The 18,363-nt window shown below is 77.2% G+C and carries 19 protein-coding genes; 13 read left to right on the top strand and 6 right to left on the bottom strand.

Features of this window, described 5'->3' with window-relative positions:
- Positions 1 to 27: 27 nt before the first annotated feature.
- Both FA014_RS01600 and FA014_RS01595 read right to left on the bottom strand, forming a co-directional pair.
- Positions 28 to 396 carry a hypothetical protein gene (locus FA014_RS01600; protein ID WP_154727962.1) on the bottom strand — a complete coding sequence of 123 codons (369 nt, stop codon included), beginning with the start codon at positions 394 to 396 and terminating at the stop codon, positions 28 to 30.
- A gap of 4 nt (positions 397 to 400) precedes the next feature.
- Positions 401 to 559, bottom strand: coding sequence for a hypothetical protein (locus FA014_RS01595; RefSeq protein ID WP_154727961.1), 159 nt, complete (start codon positions 557 to 559; stop codon positions 401 to 403).
- 147 nt (positions 560 to 706) lie between these two features.
- Here FA014_RS01595 and FA014_RS01590 point away from each other — a divergent pair, with 147 nt between their 5' ends.
- The gene (locus FA014_RS01590) at positions 707 to 1,702 is read left to right on the top strand and encodes an alpha/beta hydrolase (RefSeq protein ID WP_154727960.1); all 996 of its coding nucleotides are present in this window, start codon (positions 707 to 709) and stop codon (positions 1,700 to 1,702) included.
- A 200-nt stretch (positions 1,703 to 1,902) separates the two neighbouring features.
- On the opposite strand, the gene FA014_RS20910 is transcribed toward FA014_RS01590, so the two are convergent.
- Positions 1,903 to 3,558 carry a PucR family transcriptional regulator gene (locus FA014_RS20910; RefSeq protein WP_195969116.1) on the bottom strand — a complete coding sequence of 552 codons (1,656 nt, stop codon included), beginning with the start codon at positions 3,556 to 3,558 and terminating at the stop codon, positions 1,903 to 1,905.
- A 92-nt stretch (positions 3,559 to 3,650) separates the two neighbouring features.
- Here FA014_RS20910 and FA014_RS01580 point away from each other — a divergent pair, with 92 nt between their 5' ends.
- The 8 genes from FA014_RS01580 to FA014_RS01545 all read left to right on the top strand — a co-directional run bounded on the left by FA014_RS01580 (position 3,651) and on the right by FA014_RS01545 (position 12,329).
- A complete protein-coding gene (locus tag FA014_RS01580) occupies positions 3,651 to 4,745 on the top strand; it encodes a DUF917 domain-containing protein (RefSeq protein ID WP_230322781.1) in 1,095 nt (364 codons plus the stop codon).
- A complete protein-coding gene (locus FA014_RS01575; protein WP_230322780.1) occupies positions 4,738 to 6,315 on the top strand; it encodes a hydantoinase/oxoprolinase family protein in 1,578 nt (525 codons plus the stop codon). Before FA014_RS01580 ends, FA014_RS01575 begins: the two co-directional genes overlap by 8 nt.
- 30 nt (positions 6,316 to 6,345) lie before the next feature.
- On the top strand, positions 6,346 to 7,935 hold the full coding sequence (locus FA014_RS01570; protein WP_154727958.1) for an ABC transporter substrate-binding protein: 1,590 nt from the start codon (positions 6,346 to 6,348) through the stop codon (positions 7,933 to 7,935).
- Positions 7,936 to 7,937: 2 nt separating this feature from the next.
- Positions 7,938 to 8,966 (top strand): ABC transporter permease, encoded by a 1,029-nt coding sequence (locus tag FA014_RS01565; RefSeq protein ID WP_230322779.1) that lies wholly within the window; start codon positions 7,938 to 7,940, stop codon positions 8,964 to 8,966.
- Complete coding sequence (locus FA014_RS01560; protein WP_154727957.1) at positions 8,963 to 9,898, top strand: ABC transporter permease; 936 nt, start codon at positions 8,963 to 8,965, stop codon at positions 9,896 to 9,898. Before FA014_RS01565 ends, FA014_RS01560 begins: the two co-directional genes overlap by 4 nt.
- Positions 9,895 to 10,710 carry an ATP-binding cassette domain-containing protein gene (locus tag FA014_RS01555; protein ID WP_154727956.1) on the top strand — a complete coding sequence of 272 codons (816 nt, stop codon included), beginning with the start codon at positions 9,895 to 9,897 and terminating at the stop codon, positions 10,708 to 10,710. The genes FA014_RS01560 and FA014_RS01555 overlap by 4 nt, the downstream gene beginning before the upstream one ends.
- Positions 10,703 to 11,488: an ABC transporter ATP-binding protein gene (locus tag FA014_RS01550; protein WP_230322778.1), complete on the top strand. Its 786-nt coding sequence runs from the start codon at positions 10,703 to 10,705 to the stop codon at positions 11,486 to 11,488. Before FA014_RS01555 ends, FA014_RS01550 begins: the two co-directional genes overlap by 8 nt.
- A 256-nt stretch (positions 11,489 to 11,744) precedes the next feature.
- Positions 11,745 to 12,329: a hypothetical protein gene (locus FA014_RS01545; protein ID WP_154727955.1), complete on the top strand. Its 585-nt coding sequence runs from the start codon at positions 11,745 to 11,747 to the stop codon at positions 12,327 to 12,329.
- Positions 12,330 to 12,332: 3 nt separating this feature from the next.
- Here the strand turns inward: FA014_RS01545 and FA014_RS01540 are convergent, their stop codons facing one another.
- From FA014_RS01540 to FA014_RS01530, 3 genes are all read right to left on the bottom strand, one after another.
- Entirely contained in the window at positions 12,333 to 12,833 is a 501-nt protein-coding gene (locus FA014_RS01540) for a hypothetical protein (protein ID WP_154727954.1), read from the bottom strand.
- Between the two features lie 98 nt (positions 12,834 to 12,931).
- Complete coding sequence (locus FA014_RS01535; protein WP_154727953.1) at positions 12,932 to 13,603, bottom strand: cation transporter; 672 nt, start codon at positions 13,601 to 13,603, stop codon at positions 12,932 to 12,934.
- Positions 13,600 to 13,929, bottom strand: coding sequence for an ArsR/SmtB family transcription factor (locus FA014_RS01530; RefSeq protein WP_154727987.1), 330 nt, complete (start codon positions 13,927 to 13,929; stop codon positions 13,600 to 13,602). The genes FA014_RS01535 and FA014_RS01530 overlap by 4 nt, the downstream gene beginning before the upstream one ends.
- Before the next feature lie 86 nt (positions 13,930 to 14,015).
- On the opposite strand from FA014_RS01530, the gene FA014_RS01525 reads away from it, so the two are divergent.
- From FA014_RS01525 to FA014_RS01510, 4 genes are all read left to right on the top strand, one after another.
- Positions 14,016 to 15,239, top strand: coding sequence for a saccharopine dehydrogenase family protein (locus FA014_RS01525; protein ID WP_154727952.1), 1,224 nt, complete (start codon positions 14,016 to 14,018; stop codon positions 15,237 to 15,239).
- 101 nt (positions 15,240 to 15,340) lie between these two features.
- Complete coding sequence (locus FA014_RS01520) at positions 15,341 to 16,354, top strand: ABC transporter ATP-binding protein (protein ID WP_154727951.1); 1,014 nt, start codon at positions 15,341 to 15,343, stop codon at positions 16,352 to 16,354.
- Positions 16,351 to 17,172, top strand: a complete 822-nt coding sequence (locus tag FA014_RS01515) for an ABC transporter permease (protein WP_154727950.1) — start codon at positions 16,351 to 16,353, stop codon at positions 17,170 to 17,172. Before FA014_RS01520 ends, FA014_RS01515 begins: the two co-directional genes overlap by 4 nt.
- Positions 17,173 to 17,261: 89 nt before the next feature.
- Positions 17,262 to 18,363, top strand: a 1,102-nt coding sequence (locus FA014_RS01510; RefSeq protein ID WP_154727949.1) for a sensor histidine kinase, incomplete at its 3' end; no start/stop codon positions are given.

Below are 18,363 nucleotides of genomic sequence, written 5' to 3'. Positions count from 1 at the left end.
CGACCGCCCGTCCCCGGGGGCGGGCGGTCAGCCGTCCTGGTGCGCCGCGTCGACCGCGGCGGCCACCTCGCGCACCCGCCGGTCGAGGCCGTTGATCACCAGGAGCACGACACTCCCGTCCACCAGGTCGAGCCGCAGCCGCCGCCGCAGCCCGCCCGAGAACAGGTGCCACCAGGTGACCGGCTGGACTCCGACGGACCGCACCTCGGCGAGCGGTAGCCGCCAGGGACGGGCGCCCGCGGCGGCGTCCACGCGGTTCGGCTGGAACTGCAGCGCCCGGGACGTCAGCGCCAGGTGTCCGCCACGCGCGAGCCCCTGGTGGGTCCAGTTCACGGCCGCGCGCCAGACGAGCGACTCGCCGTCCGGGAGCACGATCTCGGGGACCCACGCGCCCACGTGCTCAGCCCTCCGTCGACACGCGGGCGGCGGTCCGGCCCGAGCGGCGGTCCCGGGCGACGCCCGTGAGGGTGAGCAGCACGGCGCCCGCGCCCGTCCAGAGCACGTCGTACCCGGCAGGCACCAGCAACCGCCGGCCCTCGACCTCGCCCCGCGTCGCCATGCCGGTCCCCTTCGTCCGTCCGAGGCCGGCGCCCCGGCCCCTGCGGTGCAGGCTAGCGGCGCGCTCCGGGCGACGCGGTCCGTCCGCTCCTCCTCGCCGACCCCGAGGCGATCCTCAGCATGCTGAGGATCACCTAGACTGGACCGCATGACCCGACGGACGGCCTGGCTCATCCTGCGCGCGCTGGTGGCCGTCGCCCTGCTCGCCGCCCCCGCGTGGGTGCTCGCGACCGCCGGCGGCGCCGTCCCGCACCAGCACTGGACGCTCGGTGCGCTGCTCGCGGTGTGCGCACTCGCCGGGGTGGCCCTGCTGGCGACGACCGCGCTGGCGTGGCGACGGGAGCGGAGCCGCGCGTCGGCTCCTGCGGCACCGGCGCGTCCCGCCGCCGCCGAGCGCCCCCGCGCCCGCCGAGCGCTCCGCGCCACCGGCGCCGGCATCGGCCTCGCCCTGCTGGCCGTGCTCGCCGCCGGGACCGCGTGGCTGCGGCCGTTCCCCGCGACCGACGCCGCGCTCGACGCCCTCCGCGGCGACGACGCGGTCGAGGTCCGGGAGTCGGCCGGCTGGTACGCGTTCGTCCCGCGCGGGGCCGAGCCGACGACCGGCCTGGTCTACTCCCCCGGCGCCCGGGTCGACGTCCGCGCGACGGCCGCCGTGCTGCGCCCGCTCGCCGAGGCCGGGTACCTGGTCGTGGCCCTGAAGGAGCCGCTCGGCATCGCGCTGACCTCCCCGGACCAGTCGGCGTCGGCGATGGCCTCGTTCGACGGGGTCGGGCACTGGGCGGTCGGCGGGCACTCGCTCGGCGGGGTCGCGGCGTCGTCCTTCGCCGCCGCGCACGACGACGAGGTCGACGGGCTGCTGCTGCACGCGTCCTACCCGCTCGGCGTCATGGCGGACGCGGACCTGGTCGTCGCGTCCGTGTCCGGCTCCGAGGACGGGCTGACCACGCCGGCCGACGTCGACGCGTCGCGAGCGAACCTGCCCGCCGGGACGAGGTTCACCGAGGTCGACGGCGCGGTGCACGCGTTCTTCGCCGACTACGGCGCGCAGCCCGGGGACGGCACCCCGACGGTCCCGCGCGCGCAGGCGCAGGCCGAGATCGTCACCGCGAGCCTCGCCCTGCTCGACGAGGTCGCCGCGGGCTGACCCCGCGTCGCGCCCCCGCGCCACCCCGCGCCGCGCCCCCGCGCCACCCCGCGCCGCGCCCCGCCGCCGAGTCTGCACAACCCGCCGGCTTCGCTGGTGCGGAACCCCGCGACAGGTGCAAGTTCGGCGACGGTGGGCGACGGTGGGCGACGGGGGCGACGGTGGGCGACGGTGGGCGCCTGCGTCCGGGGGCTCGGGCGTCAGGACGCCGGGGCGGCGTCCAGGAGGCCCCGCATCCGGCACGCCAGGTGCAGGCCGAGGCGGACGTCCGGGTCGGCGAGGTCCACGCCGAGCGTCTCGGTGACCCGCTGGATCCGGTAGGTCACCGCGTTCGGGTGCAGGTGCAGGGCCGCCCCCGCGTGCTTCGGCGAGCACTGGTGGTCGAGGTACGCCGTCAGCGTCCGCACGGCCGTCGCGGCCCGGGTCGGCCCCAGCGCGTCCAGCGGGGCCAGGAGCTCGTCCATCACCCGGCGGGACAGCGGGGACGCGTGCAGGTCGGCGAGCACCCGGCGCAGGCCGGTGGTGTCCATGACGGTGATGACCCCGGGCCGGCCGGTGCGCAGGGCGAGCTCCGCGGCCGAGCGGGCCTCGACCGACGACTGCCGGATGCCGCCCAGCCCGCGCTGGTCGGTGCCCATGCCGACGTGCACGACGGCCCCCTCGTCCGCGACGAGCCGCGCCACCGCGACGTCGACGTCCGCGCGCGCGGCCCGGACCAGCACCTGGCCGTCGCCGCCGTCGTCGTCGCTGGCCAGCAGGAGCAGGCTGCCGCCGACCCGGACCACGTGCCACCAGGTGTCGGACGGGTGCATGATCTCGAGGCAGAGCATCTCGGCGCTGGCGAGCAGGCGGCGCCGCTCGGCGATCGGCGGGTCGCCCTCGCCGGCGTGCGCCGGGCGCAGGTCCACCCAGAACGCCACGTGCGTGCTGTCCACCGGCAGGCCGATGCTCCGGGCCTGCTCGGTGAGGCCGACCAGGTGGGTCGGCTCCGCGACGACGATCTGGGCCAGCAGCTCGGCGCGGGTCTGCGACGGCGCGAACCGGTGCTCCAGGGTGCGGCGGACGAGCCGGCCCACCGCCGCGGCGACCGACGGGACGACGAGGTCCGCGGCGCGGTCGGGCACGGCGCACCGGACGGTGCCGACCACCCGCTCGCCGACCAGCACCGCGCCGGGGTCGGCCGACCCGTCGCCGGCCCCGGCGGCCGCACCCGCGGTGCCGCCCGCGCCACCGCGCCCCGGGCCCGCGAGACCGCCGGCGCCACCTCCACCCCCGGCACCCCCGAGCCCGCCCACCCCGCCGTGCAGCTCCACCGGCCGGCCCAGCGCGTCCGACACCGCCGCCAGCAGCGCCGCCACCCCGCCGTCCTCCGCCTGGTCGTCGCCGGCAGCGCCCCGGGTCAGCACGTCGAGCACCGCCTCGGCGCGGGCCACCGTGTCGGAGGTGCCGCCGCGCACGGTGCGGTTCAGCCAGACGATCAGGTCGTTGACGTCGGCGGTCGCGGGCACCGCGAGCAGCGGCAGGCCGGCGCGGGCCGCGATCCGCGCCGCGGTGACCGGGACCCGCTCGGCGCCGACGAGCACGAGCCCGGCGTGCGACCGCTGCGCGGACCGGCGCACGGCCACGTCGACCTCGTACGGCTCCGCGGAGCGCAGCGCGCCCGCCATGAGCACGACGAGCGCCCCGGCCCCGGGCGACCCGACCGACGCGAGGTCGCCGACGGTCGCCACCTCGCGCACCTCCGCGGCCTCGGTGGCCTCCCCGGCAGCCCCACCGTCCGCCGAGGGTTCACCCGCCCCGAGCACCCGCAGACCGTGATGCGCGCCACGCGCCACCAGCTCACCGACCGTCGCCATGCCCCGAATTGTGGCCGCAGCACAGATCCTCGGCAAAACTCGTCGTGAGACGACATTCCGCCCCCGCGGGCCGCCGCGCAGACTCTCGTCCCGTGAGCGTGTTCTCCCCCATCCAGACCATCGACGCGGAGTCGGTCGGCGCCCTCGGGCGCGGCTGCGCCGTGCTCAGCACCGGCGGAGGCGGCGGCGTCGAGACCGGCCTGCTGGCCGCCGGCCACGCCCTCGAGCAGTACGGCCCCGTCGAGGTGGTCCAGCCGGGCGACGTCGCCCCGGACGCCCTCGTCGTGCCGCTGTCGGGCATCGGCGCCCCCACCGTGTCGGCGGAGATGATCCCCGACGCGGACGACGTGCTGCGGCTGCGGGACGCGGTCGAGGAGCTGACCGGCCGCGAGGTCGCCGCCGTGATGTCCTCCGAGATCGGCGGGTCGAACGGCGTGCAGCCGGTCGCCTGGGCGGCGCGGCTCGGCGTGCCGCTCGTCGACGCCGACGGCATGGGCCGCGCGTTCCCCGAGGTCCAGATGATCTCGATGTACGTCGCCGGGCTGCCGGTGAACTCGATCGTGCTCGCCGACACCCTGGGCAACGTCACGACGATGAAGCCCGTCGACGGCCTGTGGGCCGAGCGGCTGGCCCGCGCCGTCGCCGTGGCCGCCGGGTCGCACGCCCTCATGGCCGACTACCTGCTCGACGGGGCCCAGCTCGACGGCGCCGTCATCCCCGGCACGGTCAGCCAGGCGGTCCGCCTCGGCCACGCCACCGAGGGCGCCGAGGACCCGCTCGCCGCCCTGGTCGAGGCGCTCGGCGCCCGCGTCCTGGTCACCGGCAAGATCATCGACATCGAGCGCCGCACCGGCGGCGGCTTCGTCCGCGGCTCCGTCGTGATCGACGGCCTGGGCGACGACCGCGGCCGCCTCGTGCGCGTCGAGATCCAGAACGAGAACCTCGTCGTGCTCGACGAGGGCACCCTGCTCGCGTCCGTGCCCGACCTGATCACCGTGGTCGACACCGCGAGCGCCCGCGCCATCCAGACCGAGAACCTCCGCTACGGCCAGCGCGTCAGCGTCCTGGCCTGGGCGTGCCACCCGCTGTGGCGCTCGGAGCGCGGGCTCGAGGTCGTCGGCCCCCGGGCCTTCGGCTACGACCTGGACTACGTCCCCGTCGAGGAGATCGGAGCCGTCCGTGGCTGACCTGCGGCAGCGCCCGCTGCGCATCGGGATCGACGTCGGCGGGACCAACACCGACGCCGTGGTGCTCGACGAGAGCGGCACCGTCCTGGCCTGGACCAAGCAGGCCACCACCCGCGACGTGACGTCCGGCCTGCAGGCCGCGGTCGGCGCGGTCCTCGAGCAGATCGGCGACGACCGCGAGCGGGTCGGCCGGGTCATGCTCGGCACCACGCACGCGACCAACGCGATCCTGGAGCGCCGCGGCCTCGGCCGGGTCGGCGTCATCCGGATCGGCGCGCCGGCGACGACCGCCGTGCCGCCGCTGTACTCCTGGCCGAAGGACCTGCGCGACGCCGCCCTGGTGGACGCCGTCGTGGTCGGCGGCGGGCACCTGATCGACGGCTACCCGATCGCGCCGCTCGACACGGAGGCGATCCGGGCGTTCGTCCGGAAGCACCGCGAGGCGGCCGACGCGTTCGCGGTGACCGGCGTGTTCAGCCCGGCGTTCCGCGACCAGGAGCTCGAGGTCGCGCAGGTCGTGGCCGAGGAGGCCGGTGCGGACGTGCCGGTGTCGCTCAGCCACGAGATCGGCTCGCTCGGCCTGGTCGAGCGGGAGAACGCCACCGCCCTCAACGCCGCGCTGTACGGCGTGGCCCGGGACGTCACCGAGGCGCTCGACCACGTCGTCCGCGCGCACGGCCTGGACGTCGTCACCTACTTCGCGCAGAACGACGGCACCCTGATGGCGCCCGACTACGCCGCGCGGTACCCCGTGCTGACCATCGGCTCCGGTCCGGCGAACTCGCTGCGCGGCGCCGCCTACCTCTCGCGGGTGCAGGACGCCGTCGTGATCGACGTCGGCGGCACCTCCAGCGACCTCGGCGTGCTGCTCAAGGGCTTCCCGCGCGAGTCGGCCCTGGCGGTGGACATCGGCGGCGTGCGGACGAACTTCCGGATGCCCGACATCCTCGGCATCGCGGTCGGTGGTGGCACCCGGGTGCGCGGCACGGCCGACGAGGTCCGGATCGGCCCCGACTCGGTCGGCTACGCGCTGCCGCGGCACGGGCTCGCGTTCGGCGGCGACACCCCGACGCTGACCGACGCCGGCCTGGTGGCGGGCCGGACCACGATCGACATCGCGCACCCCGCCCGCGTCGGCGGGGACGACCGCGGGCTGCTGGCCGCGGGCCTGGCCGCCGCGGACGAGGCGATCGCGGAGGCCGTCGACATGGTGACGATGGGCCGCTCCGAGCAGCCGCTGGTCGCCGTCGGCGGCGGGGCGTTCCTGGTCCCGGACGACGTGCCCGGCGTGGCCGCGGTCCTCCGCCCGGAGTTCGGCCAGGTCGCGAACGCCGTCGGCGCCGCGATCGCGCTGGCGTCCGGCCGGTGGGAGGCGATCGTCCCCGCCGGGGCCGGCCGCACCGAGGCGCTGGACGAGGCCAAGTCCGTCGCCTGCCGCCGGGCGATCCAGGCGGGCGCCGACCCCGAGCACGTCGAGGTCGTCGAGCTGACCGAGGTCCCCCTCTCCTACCTCCCCGAGCCCGCGATCCGCGTCCAGGTCAAGGCCGCCGGCCCGCTCGGCCGGCTCTGACCCCCTCCCCCTGAAGAACGGAGCACCCCCGTGCGACGCATCCTGACCGCCACCGGCGCGGTCGCCGTCCTCGCCCTGGTCGCCGCGTGCGGCGGCGGGCAGACGCGCGGCACCGGCGAGACCGCCGCGGCCTCGTCCTCCGACGACACGTTCACGTTCGTCACCAACACCGAGATCGTCACCGAGTGGGACCCCGCGCTGTCCTACTCCAACGAGATCCGGGCGATGGAGAACGTCTACGAGTCGCTGACCTGGTACGACGCCGCGACCGAGACCGTCGAGCCGCGCCTGGCCACCGCCTGGGAGCCGTCCGAGGACGGCCTCACCTGGACCTTCACGCTGCGGGACGACGTCACCTTCCACACCGGCCGCGCGCTCGACGCCACCGCCGCGAAGGAGGCGCTGGACCGCACGATCGCCAAGGCCGGCGGCGCCGCGTACATCTGGGACGCCGTCGACTCGATCGAGGCCCCCGACGCCACGACGCTGGTGTTCCACCTGTCGTACGCGGCGCCGGTCGACCTGATCGCGTCGTCCGCCTACGCGGCGTACATCTACGACACCCGCGCCGCGGGCGACGACCCGGCGGCGCTCGACGCCTGGTTCGCCGAGGGCAACGAGGCCGGCACCGGCCCGTACACCGTCGACGAGTGGGCCAGCGGCCAGGAGTACGAGCTCACGCTCGTCGCGGACGACGACTACTGGGGCGGCTGGACGGACGGCCAGTACTCGACTGTCGAGTACCGGGTGACCCCGCAGACCACCACGGCCTGGCAGCTGCTCCAGAACGGCGAGGTCGACTTCGTCGAGACGCTGAACCCGGAGATCTTCGACCAGGCGGAGTCGACCGACGGCATCGCCACCTCGGAGACCGGCTCGTTCCAGAACCTGCTCGCGCTCTACAACACGGCCGACGGGCCGATGGCCGACGTCCGGGTGCGCCGGGCCGTGCAGCTCGCGACCGACACCGCGGGCCTGGTCGACGCGCTGAACGGCTCGGGTGTCGCCGCCCAGGGCATCGTCCCGGACGGGCTGCTCGGCTCCGGCGCGGGCATCAGCACCGAGCAGGACCTCGACGCGGCGCGCGACCTGCTCGCCGAGGCCGGCTACGGGGAGGGCAGCCCGCTCACGCTGACCCTGACCTACGCCCAGGGCGACGACAACCAGCAGCTGTACGTCACGCTGCTGACCTCGGCGCTCGCCGAGATCGGCGTCACCCTCGACGCGCAGCCGCTGCAGTGGAACGCGCAGTGGGACCAGGCGCGCACCGGCGACCGCCAGGACGTGTTCGTCATGTACTGGTACCCCGACTACGCCGACGCGTACTCCTGGTTCGTCAACGTGTTCCACTCCTCCGACGAGCCGTACTTCAACCTGTCGTACCTCGCCGACCCCGAGGTCGACGCGCTGATCGACGAGCTGCCGGCCCTCACCGCCACCGACGCCGACGCCGCCCAGGCCGCCTACGAGCAGCTGCAGCAGCGCATCGAGGTCGAGGACGCCGCGGTCAGCACGCTGTGGGTCGACACCTACCAGCGCGCGTTCCGCGCCGACGTGCAGGGCTACGCCGACAACCCGGCGTACCCCAACGTCGTGTTCGTGCACGAGCTGAGCCGCTGACCGTGCTGGCCCGTCACCTGGTGCGCCGCCTGGCGCAGTCCGCCGTCGTCGTGCTGGGCGTGGTGGTCGTGAGCTTCCTCGTCGCACGGGCGGTCCCGGGTGACGCGGCCGTCTCGGCGACCGGCGCGCGGGCCAGCGCGGCGGAGCTCGCCGCCGCGCGGGAGCGGCTGGGCCTCGACCAGCCGCTCCCGGTGCAGCTGTTCCGGTACCTCGGGGACCTCGTCCGCGGCGACCTCGGCACCAGCCTGCACACCCGGCAGCCGGTGGCGTCCGACCTCGGGTCGGCGCTGCCGGCGTCGCTGGAGCTGGTCGGAGCGGCGATGCTGCTGGCCGTGCTGCTCGGCATCCCGCTCGGCGTCCTGGCCGCGCGGTTCCGCGGCGGGCGCGCCGGGGGCGTCGACGTGTCGGTGCGGGTGGGGTCGGTGCTCGCGGTGTCGGCGCCGGTCTTCCTGCTGGCGCTCGTGCTCCAGCTGGTGTTCGCGACCCGGCTCGGCTGGTTCCCCACGGCGGGCGAGTACGACCGGTCCCTCGACACCACGAGCCCGCTCAGCGTGTGGACCGACATCACCGTGGTCGACGCCCTGATCACCGGGAACGGCGCGATGCTCGGCAGCGTGCTGCACCACCTGGCGCTGCCCGCGCTCGCGCTCGCCGCCTACCCGACCGGCGTGATCGCGCAGATGACCCGCGCCGCGCTGCTCGAGGAGGCCGCCCAGGACCACGCCCGCATGGAGCGGGCGCTCGGCTTCGGCCGGCTCGCCGTCCTGGTGCGGTTCTCGCTGCGGGCCGCGTCCGCGCCCGTGCTGCAGCTGGTCGCGCTGGTGTTCGCCTACGCGCTGGTGAACAGCTTCCTGGTCGAGTCGATCTTCAACTGGCCCGGCCTCGGGTCCTACACGGCGACCGCCATCTCCTCCGTCGACACCCCCGCCATCGCGGGCGTGACCCTGACGGTGGCGCTGGTGTACGTCGTCCTCAACCTGGCCGTCGACCTCGCGCAGACGGCCCTCGACCCCCGGGTCCGGCTGACATGAGCATCCACCCCTCCCCCGTCACCGAGGCGGCGCCCGCCCTGCCCGTGCCGCCCGCCTCCCGGGTGCCCGGCGCCGGGTCGCTCGCCGCGCGGGTCGGCCGGCTGGTCGGTCGCGACCGGCTCGCCGCCGCCTCCGCCGTGGTCCTCGTCGTGATCGTGCTGCTGGCCGCGCTGGCGCCGTGGGTCGCGCCGTTCCCCGGCGACGGCACGACCGCCACGCACCCCGCCGACCGGCTGATCGCGCCCGGGGCCGCGCACTGGTTCGGCACCGACCAGGTCGGCCGCGACGTCCTCAGCCGGGTGCTCTACGGCGCGCGCACCTCGCTCGGCATCGCCGCCGCCGTCCTCGCGATCTCGGCGGTGGTCGGCGTGACGCTCGGCGTGGTCGCGGGGTTCGCCGGCGGCTGGCTGCGCGACGTCATCATGCGGGTCACCGACGTCTTCCTGGCGTTCCCCGCCCTGCTGCTGTCCCTGGCGCTGGCCGCGATCCTGCGCCCCAGCGTCGAGACGACGATCATCGCCATCGCCGCGACCTGGTGGCCCTGGTACGCCCGGCTGTCCGCCTCGGTGGCGCAGTCGGTCCGCACCCGGCCGTACGTCGACGCGGCCCGCTGCCTCGGCGTGCACCCCGCGAAGATCGTCCTGCGGCACGTGCTGCCGAACTCGCTGACGCCCGTGCTGGTGCAGCTCTCCCTGGACGCCGGCGGCGTCATCCTGACCGCGGCGTCCCTGTCCTACCTGGGGCTGGGCGCCACCGAGCCGACCAGCGAGTGGGGCCTGATGGTGCAGTCCGGGCAGTCGCTGTTCACGACGCACTGGTGGGTGTCCGCGTTCCCCGGCCTCGCGATCCTCGTGACGGCCTTCTGCTTCAACATGCTGGGCGAGGGGCTGCGGGACCTGCTGGACCCGCGGGCCGCCGGGGGCCGGTCGTGACCGCCGCCGCGCCGCTCGTCGCGGTCCGGGACCTCGTCGTCCGGTACGGCGACCGGACCGTGTCCGCCGTGCCGGCCCTCGACGTGCGCCCCGGCCAGTGCGTGGCCGTCGTCGGCGAGTCCGGCTCCGGGAAGTCGACGCTGCTGCTCGCGGTGCTGGGCCTGCTGAACGGCAGCCCCGCACGGGTGTCGGGCTCCGTGGTGGTGGGCGGCACCGAGATGGTGGGCGCCTCCGAGCGCACCGCCCGGGGCGTCCGCGGGTCCGCGGTCGCGCTCGTGCTGCAGAGCCCCCAGGGCTCGCTGAACCCGACGATGCGGCTGGGGCGGCTGGTGCGGCACGCGCTGCGCCGGCACGGGGTGCGCGGGGCCGAGGCGCAGCGGCGGGTCGCCGCGGCGCTCGAGGCCGTGCGGCTGCCCGCCGACATCGTCGACCGCTACCCGCACGAGGTGTCCGGCGGCCAGGCGCAGCGGTTCGCGATCGCGACGGCCGTCGCGCTCGGCGCGCCCGTGATCGCCGCCGACGAGCCGACCAGCGCCCTCGACGTCACCGTCCAGGCCGAGGTGATGGCGGTGCTCGACGGGCTGCGCCGGGAGCAGGGCACCGCGGTGCTGCTCGTCTCGCACGACCTCGCGCTGGTGTCGACGGTCGCGGACCACGTCGTCGTGATGCAGGACGGCGCCGTCGTCGACGCGGGCGACGTCGACCACGTCCTGCACCGGTCGACCGTGCCGTACACCCGGGCGCTGCTGGACGCCGTGCCGCGGCTGGGGCGCACCGCGCCCGCCACGACCCAGGAGGCCACCGGTGCCTGACGCCCCGATCATCGAGCTCGCCGGCGCCGACCTGGCGTACGGCAGACGGACCGTCGTGCACGGCCTCGACCTGGCCGTCGCGGCGGGCGCGTCCGTCGCACTCATCGGCGAGTCGGGCTCCGGCAAGTCGACGGCCGCCCGTGCCGCGCTCGGCCTGCTCCGCCCCGTCGGCGGCGAGGTCCGGTACCGCGGCACCGCGCTCGACCGCCTGGACGCCGCCGGCCGCCGCGCCTACCGCGCCGCGGTGCAGCCGGTGTTCCAGGACGGCCCGGAGACGCTCGACCCGCGGCAGCGGGTGGGGTCGGCGGTGGCGGAGGGCCTGTCCCTGCCGCGCGCCGAGCGGGCGGCCGCCGTGGCCGGGTTGCTCGCCGACGTCGGCCTCGACCCCGCGCTCGCGCACCGCCGCCCGCACGAGCTGTCCGGCGGCCAGCGGCAGCGCGTCGGCATCGCCCGGGCCCTGGCCGCCGAGCCCCGGCTGCTGGTGCTCGACGAGCCGACCTCCGCCCTCGACGTGACGGTGCAGGCGCGGGTCCTCGACCTGCTGGAGCGGCTGCGCGCCGAGCGGGGCCTGGCGATGCTGCTGATCACGCACAACCTGGCCGTGGTGGACCGGCTCTGCGACGACGCCGTGGTGCTCGAGGCCGGCCGGGTCGTGGAGCGCGGCCCGGCCCGGCGCGTCCTGGAGGCACCGGCGCACCCGTACACCGCGCGGCTGCGCGCGGCGGTCCCGGAGCTCGGCGGCCCCCTCCCGGGGACGGCCCTCGCGCGGGGCGCCTGAGCCCCGCTCCCCCAGACCCCGCCGCGGCCGCGGCCCCGACCCCTGTGCGGGACCCCGGCCGCGGCGGGCCCCGTGGACTCCGCCGAGTTCGCCGGTTGCGCTCGAGTTCGCCGGTTGCGCTCGAGTTCGCCGGTTGCGCGGGCCTCTGTGGCGCGGAACCGGCGAACTCGCCGACCGGGTACGCGGCGGTGCCGCCGATCGGGTGACGTGCGCAGATGCCGCCCCCGGGGAGGAGCGGCGCGCTAGCGTCCCCCGGGTGAGCGTCGCTCTGCGCACCGCCGTCGCCGTGGCCCTGGCACTGCCGGTCGCCGCGCTGGGTGGCGCGGCCGCGGCTGCCGCGCACTACGTCCTCGTGCAGCCGAGCGACGACGAGCTGCGCGCGGTGGCCGCCGAGGTCGTGCCCGAGGGGTTCACGGTGCTGGAGCCGCCGGCCGTCTCCGGCGCGTGGCCTCCGGCGTTCTACCGCGGCCAGGTGTTCAGCAGGGCGCTCACGGACGCGGCCCCTGACCCGACCGGGCTCGCCGCCTCCCTGTCCGACGCCGGCTGGGAGCTCCGGGAGGTCGAGCGGAGCGCCGAGGGCGGGACGGGGGTGTACGCCGGGCGTGACGGGGTCGAGGTCGCCGTGTTCGTCGAACCCCGGCCGGCGGACCGCGGCACGGTCCTCAGCGTGAGCGTCCGGCGCGGCGAAGCCGTGCCGTCGTACCCGGTGCTGGTCGGTGCGGGGCTCGTGGTCGGGGCGGCGGGCGGGGCGGTGGCCGGTGCGCGGCTCGGCGGGCGTCTGCGCACGCGCCGGCAGCGCGAGTACGTCGCGTGGCGTCGCCGCACGTACGGCGGCGGCTGAGCGTCAGCGGAGGACCGCGACCAGGGCCACCCCGGTCAGCACCACCGCGCCGACCAGCGCCGTCAGCATGCCGACCGCCACCGCGACGACGCCGCCCGTCACGCCCGCCGTCAGCAGCACACCGCCGACGAAGTACGCGAGGACCGGCAGCGCGAGCAGCACGACCGGCAGCGCGTCGGCCGGGCGCCCGCGCGACGGCACGCCCTCGCCGCCGAGCAGCACGCGCCGGGTGGTCGCGAGCGCCGCGGCCCCGGCGAGCGCCGCGCCGACCAGCGCCACCACGCCGTACCCCGGCAGCGACAGCCCGGGCATCAGCGCGACGGCCGCGAGCACCACCCCCACCACGACGGCGGCGACCGCGGCGGCGGCCCGGGCGGCCGGGCCCCGGGACCCGGCGACCTGCCGGACGCCGATCGACAGCGCGACCACGAGCAGCCCGCCGAGCGCGGCGCCCGCCCCGGCCACGGCCACGTGGAAGTCGGTCCACCGCGCGAGCCCGTCCATCCCGCCACGCTGACGCGCCCCGGCGCTGCGAGCATCCCCCGCCCGGGGTGACGCACCGCCCCGCCGAGCGGTGCACGACGTGCGCGAGGGGGCGGCGGTCAGGAGCAGTCGTCGTGCGGGGCCCGGGCGTCGCCGCCGACCAGCTCCGCGAGCGGGGTGCCGCAGGTGTCGCCGCGCCAGGCCTCCACGCCCTCGCGCACCGCGAAGCCCGCGATCACCAGCGCCGCCACCGGGTCCGCCCACCACCAGCCGAGCGCGCCGTTCAGCAGCAGCCCGACGAGGAGCACCGCCGACAGCAGGGAGCAGAGGAGCGTCTGCTTCGAGTCGGCCACCGCGGACGCGGACCCGAGCTCCCGGCCGGTACGCCGCTCGAACCAGGACAGCCCCGGCATGACGGCCAGGCTCACGGCGGCGAGCACCACGCCGACCGTCGAGCGGTCCGGCTCCCCGGCTCCGAGCAGCGCCCGGGCGGCGTCGACGGTCACGAACGCGGCGAGCCCGAGGAAGGACACGGCGATGGCGCGCACGGCGGCCCGCTCGCGGGTCTCGGGGTCGGGCGCCGCGAACTGCCAGGCGACCGCCGCCGCGGACAGCACCTCGACCACCGAGTCGAGCCCGAACGCGATCAGCGCGGCGGACGACGCCACCCGGCCGGCGGTGATCGCGACGACCGCCTCCACGACGTTGTAGGCGATCGTCGCGGCGACGACGAGGCGGATGCGCCGCTGCAGCACGGCCCGGCGGCCGGGCCCGAGGGCGGCGGCGGTCATGCGCAGGTGCAGTCGGGGCCGCAGCAGGCGGGGTCGACGGCGACGACCAGCGCGAGCAGGTCGCCCAGCGCGGGCGCGAGGTGCCCGTCGGCCAGCCGGTACCAGACCCGCCGCCCGTCGGGGATCGCCTCGACCAGCCCGCAGCCGCGCAGGCAGGCGAGCTGGTTCGACATCACCTGGCGGGAGACGCCGAGCGCGTCGGCGAGGTCGGAGGGGTAGGCCGGGGCCTCGCGCAGCGCGAGCAGGATCCGGGCGCGCGTCTCGTCGGACAGCGCGTGACCCAGGCGCGCGAGCGCGGCCGTGTGCGTGAGCGTCACCGTCTCCATGAGCGCGACAGTACAGCGGATCATGTACTCCCGGAACCCCGCGGCCACCGCGCGCCCGGGACCGGCGCGTGCCTACGGTGCGGCGCATGGCCGACCGCGAGCACGACCTGGTCCTGCTGGGCGCGACGAGCTTCGTCGGCGCGCTCACCGCCGAGCACCTGGCGCGCGCCGCACCCCCCGGCACCCGCGTCGCGCTGGCCGGCCGGGACCGCGAGCGGCTGGCCGCGGTGCGCCGGCGACTGCCCGCACCGGCGGCGGACTGGCCGCTCGTCGTCGTGGACGCGACGGACCCGGCCGGGCTGCGGCGCGTCGCCGGCTCGACCACCGCGCTCGCGACCACCGTCGGTCCGTACGCCCGCCGCGGCCTGCCGGTCGTCGAGGCCTGCGCGGCGACCGGCACGCACTACGCCGACCTCAGCGGGGAGCTCACGTTCGTGCGCGCGGCCGTCGACGCCGCCGACGGGCCCGCACGCACCTCGGGCGCCCGGCTGGTGCACGCGTGCGGGTACGACTCCGTGCCGTCGGACCTGGGCGTCCACCTGCTGCACCGCGCCGCCCAGGCGGCCGGCGACGGCAGCGGGCTGACCGCGGTGCAGGCGCTCGTCGCGGCGCGCGGCGGGGTGTCCGGCGGCACGGTGTCGTCGCTGCTCGGGGAGGTCGAGGCGGTGCGGACCGACCCGGGCGCCCGGCGGCTGCACGCCGACCCGCACGCCCTGTCCCCCAACCCCGCGGCGGAGCCGGGCACCGCGCAGCCGCGGCTGCTGGCGCCGCCGCACCGGGTGTCCGGGCGGTGGGCGGCACCGTCGGTGATGGCGCCGTTCGACGCGCACGTGGTGCGCCGGTCCAACGCGCTGACGGCGTGGGCGTACGGCCGGGGGCTGCGGTACGCGGAGCACCTGGACGCCGGGCGCGGGGTGGCCGGGCTGCTGCGCGCCGCCGCCCTGACCGGCGCCACGGTGCTCGGCGCCGCCGCGCTCGCCCTGCCCCCGACGCGCCGGCTCGTCGAGCAGGCGCTCCCGGCCGCGGGCGACGGCCCGGACGCCGCGACGCGGGAGGCGGGCTGGTTCCGGCACCGGTTCCTCGCCTCGACGGCCGCGGGCGGGCGGTACGCGGCCCGGGTCGCCGCGTCCGGGGACCCCGGGTACGCGGCGACCGCGGTGATGCTCGGCGAGGCCGCGCTGGCGCTGGCGCTCGACGGCACGGCCCTCCCGGACCGCGCCGGCTCGCTGACCCCGGCGACCGCGCTCGGCGACGCGCTGGTCACCCGGCTGCGCGCGCGGGGCTTCCGGCTCGACGCGGTGGCGGTGTGACGCCGCCGACGGGCGACGGCGCGCGCCGATGACATCCGTCATACCGGACCGGTGACGGGCGGCCGGGGACCGGGGCCGTCGCCCGCGCCAGGCTGGCCTGCATGGACACCACCGCACCCCTGGCCGCGCCGGACGCCCCCGCCGCCCCGGCCGGCCCGCTCGCCATCGACCTGCGCGGTCTGCGCAAGGCCTTCGGCCCGGTCCAGGCCGTCGACGGCATCGACCTGGCGGTCCGCCCGGGCGAGGTCGTCGCGTTCCTCGGGCCGAACGGCGCCGGCAAGACGACCACGATCGACATGCTGCTCGGCCTGGCGCGGCCCGACGCCGGCACCGTGCGGGTGCACGGCCTCGACCCCGACCGCGCGATCGCCGAGGGCCGGGTCGCCGCGGTGCTGCAGACCGGCGGGCTGCTCAAGGACCTGACGGTCCGGGAGACGGTCCAGGTCACGGCGTCGTTCTTCCGCGCCACCCGGTCGGCGGCCGCGGTGCTGCGCCGGGCCGGCATCGAGGACATCGCCGACCGGCCCGTGGGGAAGTGCTCCGGAGGCCAGCAGCAGCGCCTGCGGTTCGCGCTCGCCCTGCTGCCCGACCCGGACGTCCTGGTGCTCGACGAGCCGACGACCGGCATGGACGTCGAGGGCCGCCGCGCGTTCTGGGACGCGCTGCGCGCCGACGCCGACCGCGGGCGCACCATCCTGTTCGCCACGCACTACCTGGACGAGGCCGACGCGTACGCGGACCGGGTCGTCCTGGTCAGCCACGGCCGGGTGGTCGCCGACGGGTCCGCCGCGCAGGTGAAGAACCTCGCCGCGGGGCGCCTGGTGTCGGCGGCGCTGCCCGGCGCCGACGACGCCGAGGTCGCGGCGCTGCGCGCGCTGCCCGGGGTGCGCTCGGTCGAGCGGCGCGGCGACCGGCTGCTGGTCCGCACCACCGACTCCGACGGGGTCGCCCGGCACCTGCTCACCGCCACCACCGCGTCGGACGTCGAGATCACCGCGCGCGGGCTGGAGGACGCGTTCCTCGCGCTCACCGGCGACGGCGCTGCCGCCACCGACCCGGCGGCGACCCCCGCCACCGCCGACCGCCCCACCGACACCGCCCGGAGCCTCGCATGACCGCCGCAGCCGCCCGCACCACCGCCACCGCACCCGTCCCCGCGCCCGCCGCCGCCGCCGACCCGGGCCGCGCCCCGCGCGCCGGTCTGATCAACCCCGCGTTCCTCGCCGTCGAGCTGCGCCGCCTGCTCCGCAACCGTCGGACGATCGTGTTCACGCTGATCATGCCGCCCGCGTTCTTCCTGATCTTCGGGACCGCCGACGCGTACACGTCCGAGTCCGTCGGCCACGCGAACGTCACGGCCTGGATCATGACCTCGATGGCGCTGTACGGCGCGATGCTGGCCACGACCGGCGGCGGCGCGAGCGTCTCCGTCGAGCGCGCCCAGGGCTGGACCCGGCAGCTGCGGCTGACCCCGCTGCGGCCCACCACGTACGTCGCGACGAAGGTCGTCGTCGCCATGGTGCTCGGGCTGGCCTCGGCCCTGGTCGTCACGGTCGTCGGGCTGGTCTCCGGCGCGAGCGGCGACGCCGGCCGGCTGGCGCTGAGCGTCGGGCTCGCCTGGGCCGGGTCGGTGGTGTTCGCCGCCTTCGGCCTGTTCATGGGCTACCTGCTCCCCGCGGAGAACGTGATGCAGATCCTGGGCCCGGTGCTCGCGCTGCTGGCGTTCGCCGGCGGCCTGTTCGTCCCGCTCGGCGACGGGCTGTTCGCGGACATCGCGCAGGTGTCGCCGACCTACGGGCTCGCCGAGATCGTGCGCGCCCCGCTGACCGGCGACGGGGTGCCGGTCTGGGCGGTCGTGAACGTGGTGGCCTGGGCCGCGGTGTTCGTCAGCGGGGCCGCGTGGCGGTTCCGCCGCGACACGGCCCGCGTGTGACCGGCCGGCCGGGCGCCCGCGGCGGGGCGGACGTCCGCGCCGCGGGCGCCCGCGCCGCCGCACGCCGCCGCGTGGCTACCGTGGGCCGGGTGAGCAGCGAGGGGACGACCGACCGCCCCCGGCGTCCGGCCCGGGACATCGGGTGGGCACCGGGCGAGGGGCGCCGCGTGATGCGCGTCGTCGGCCCCGCGCTCGGGGTGGTCTGGGTGGTGTTCCTGCTGCAGCCCTGGCAGGCCGCGTGGGACAGCGCGCCCGGCGCGGAGCGGGACGTCTCCCTGGTGGCGGTCGCCCTGCTCGCCGCGTCGTTCGCCTGGGTGGTGATCAACCGCGCCGGGCCGTTCGGCCGGGCGACCCCGCTGCCGCAGGCCGCCGCCCTCCTCGCCGGTCAGCTGGTGCTCGTGGTGCTGGCGACGCTCGCCGCCGACGCGGACGGGCTCGTCGGCCTGGTGTTCGTCGGGGTGTCCGCGATCTTCCTGCTCCGCGACCCGCGGGCGCTGCTGGTCGCCCCGGTGTCCATCGCGGCGATCCTCGTGCTGCCGCGGGTCGTCCCGGGCTGGGAGCCGATCGACGACCTGGTGATCTCGGTCGTGCTGGCGACGCTCGCCGTCTTCGGGTTCACGCAGCTCGTGCAGCGCAACCGCCAGCTCCAGGCGGCCCGGGACGAGGTGGCCGTGCTCGCCGTCGAGCAGGAGCGCGAGCGGATCGCCCGGGACATGCACGACATCCTCGGGCACAGCCTCACCGTCATCTCCGTGAAGGCGGAGCTCGCGGCGCGGCTGATGGACGTCGACGCCGACCGGGCGCGCGCCGAGGTGCTCGAGGTCCAGGGCCTGGCGCGGTCGGCGCTCGCCGACGTGCGGGGCATGGTCGCCGGCACCCGCGCCGTGACGCTCGCCGGCGAGCTCGCCGGCGCCCGGCAGGCGTTCGACGCCGCCGGCATCGAGGCCGACGTGCCCGGGGCGTTCGACGCCGTGCCCGACCACCTGCGCGAGCTGTTCGCGTGGGCCGTCCGCGAGGGGACCACCAACGTGCTGCGCCACGCCGCCGCGACCCGGGTCAGCGTGACCCTGTCCGACGACACCCTGACCATCGACGACGACGGCGCGGACGGCGCCGCGGACGCCGCGCGCGGGTCCGGCCACGGGCTCGCGGGGCTGTCCGAGCGCGCCCGCCGCGCCGGGGCCCGCGTCG

The organism is Cellulomonas hominis (assembly GCF_005239125.1).
In the GTDB taxonomy this organism is placed as follows: Bacteria; Actinomycetota; Actinomycetes; order Actinomycetales; family Cellulomonadaceae; genus Cellulomonas; species Cellulomonas hominis_A.
The sequence above is the reverse complement of the archived record's forward strand: the minus strand, read 5'-3'. Positions and strand labels throughout refer to the sequence as shown.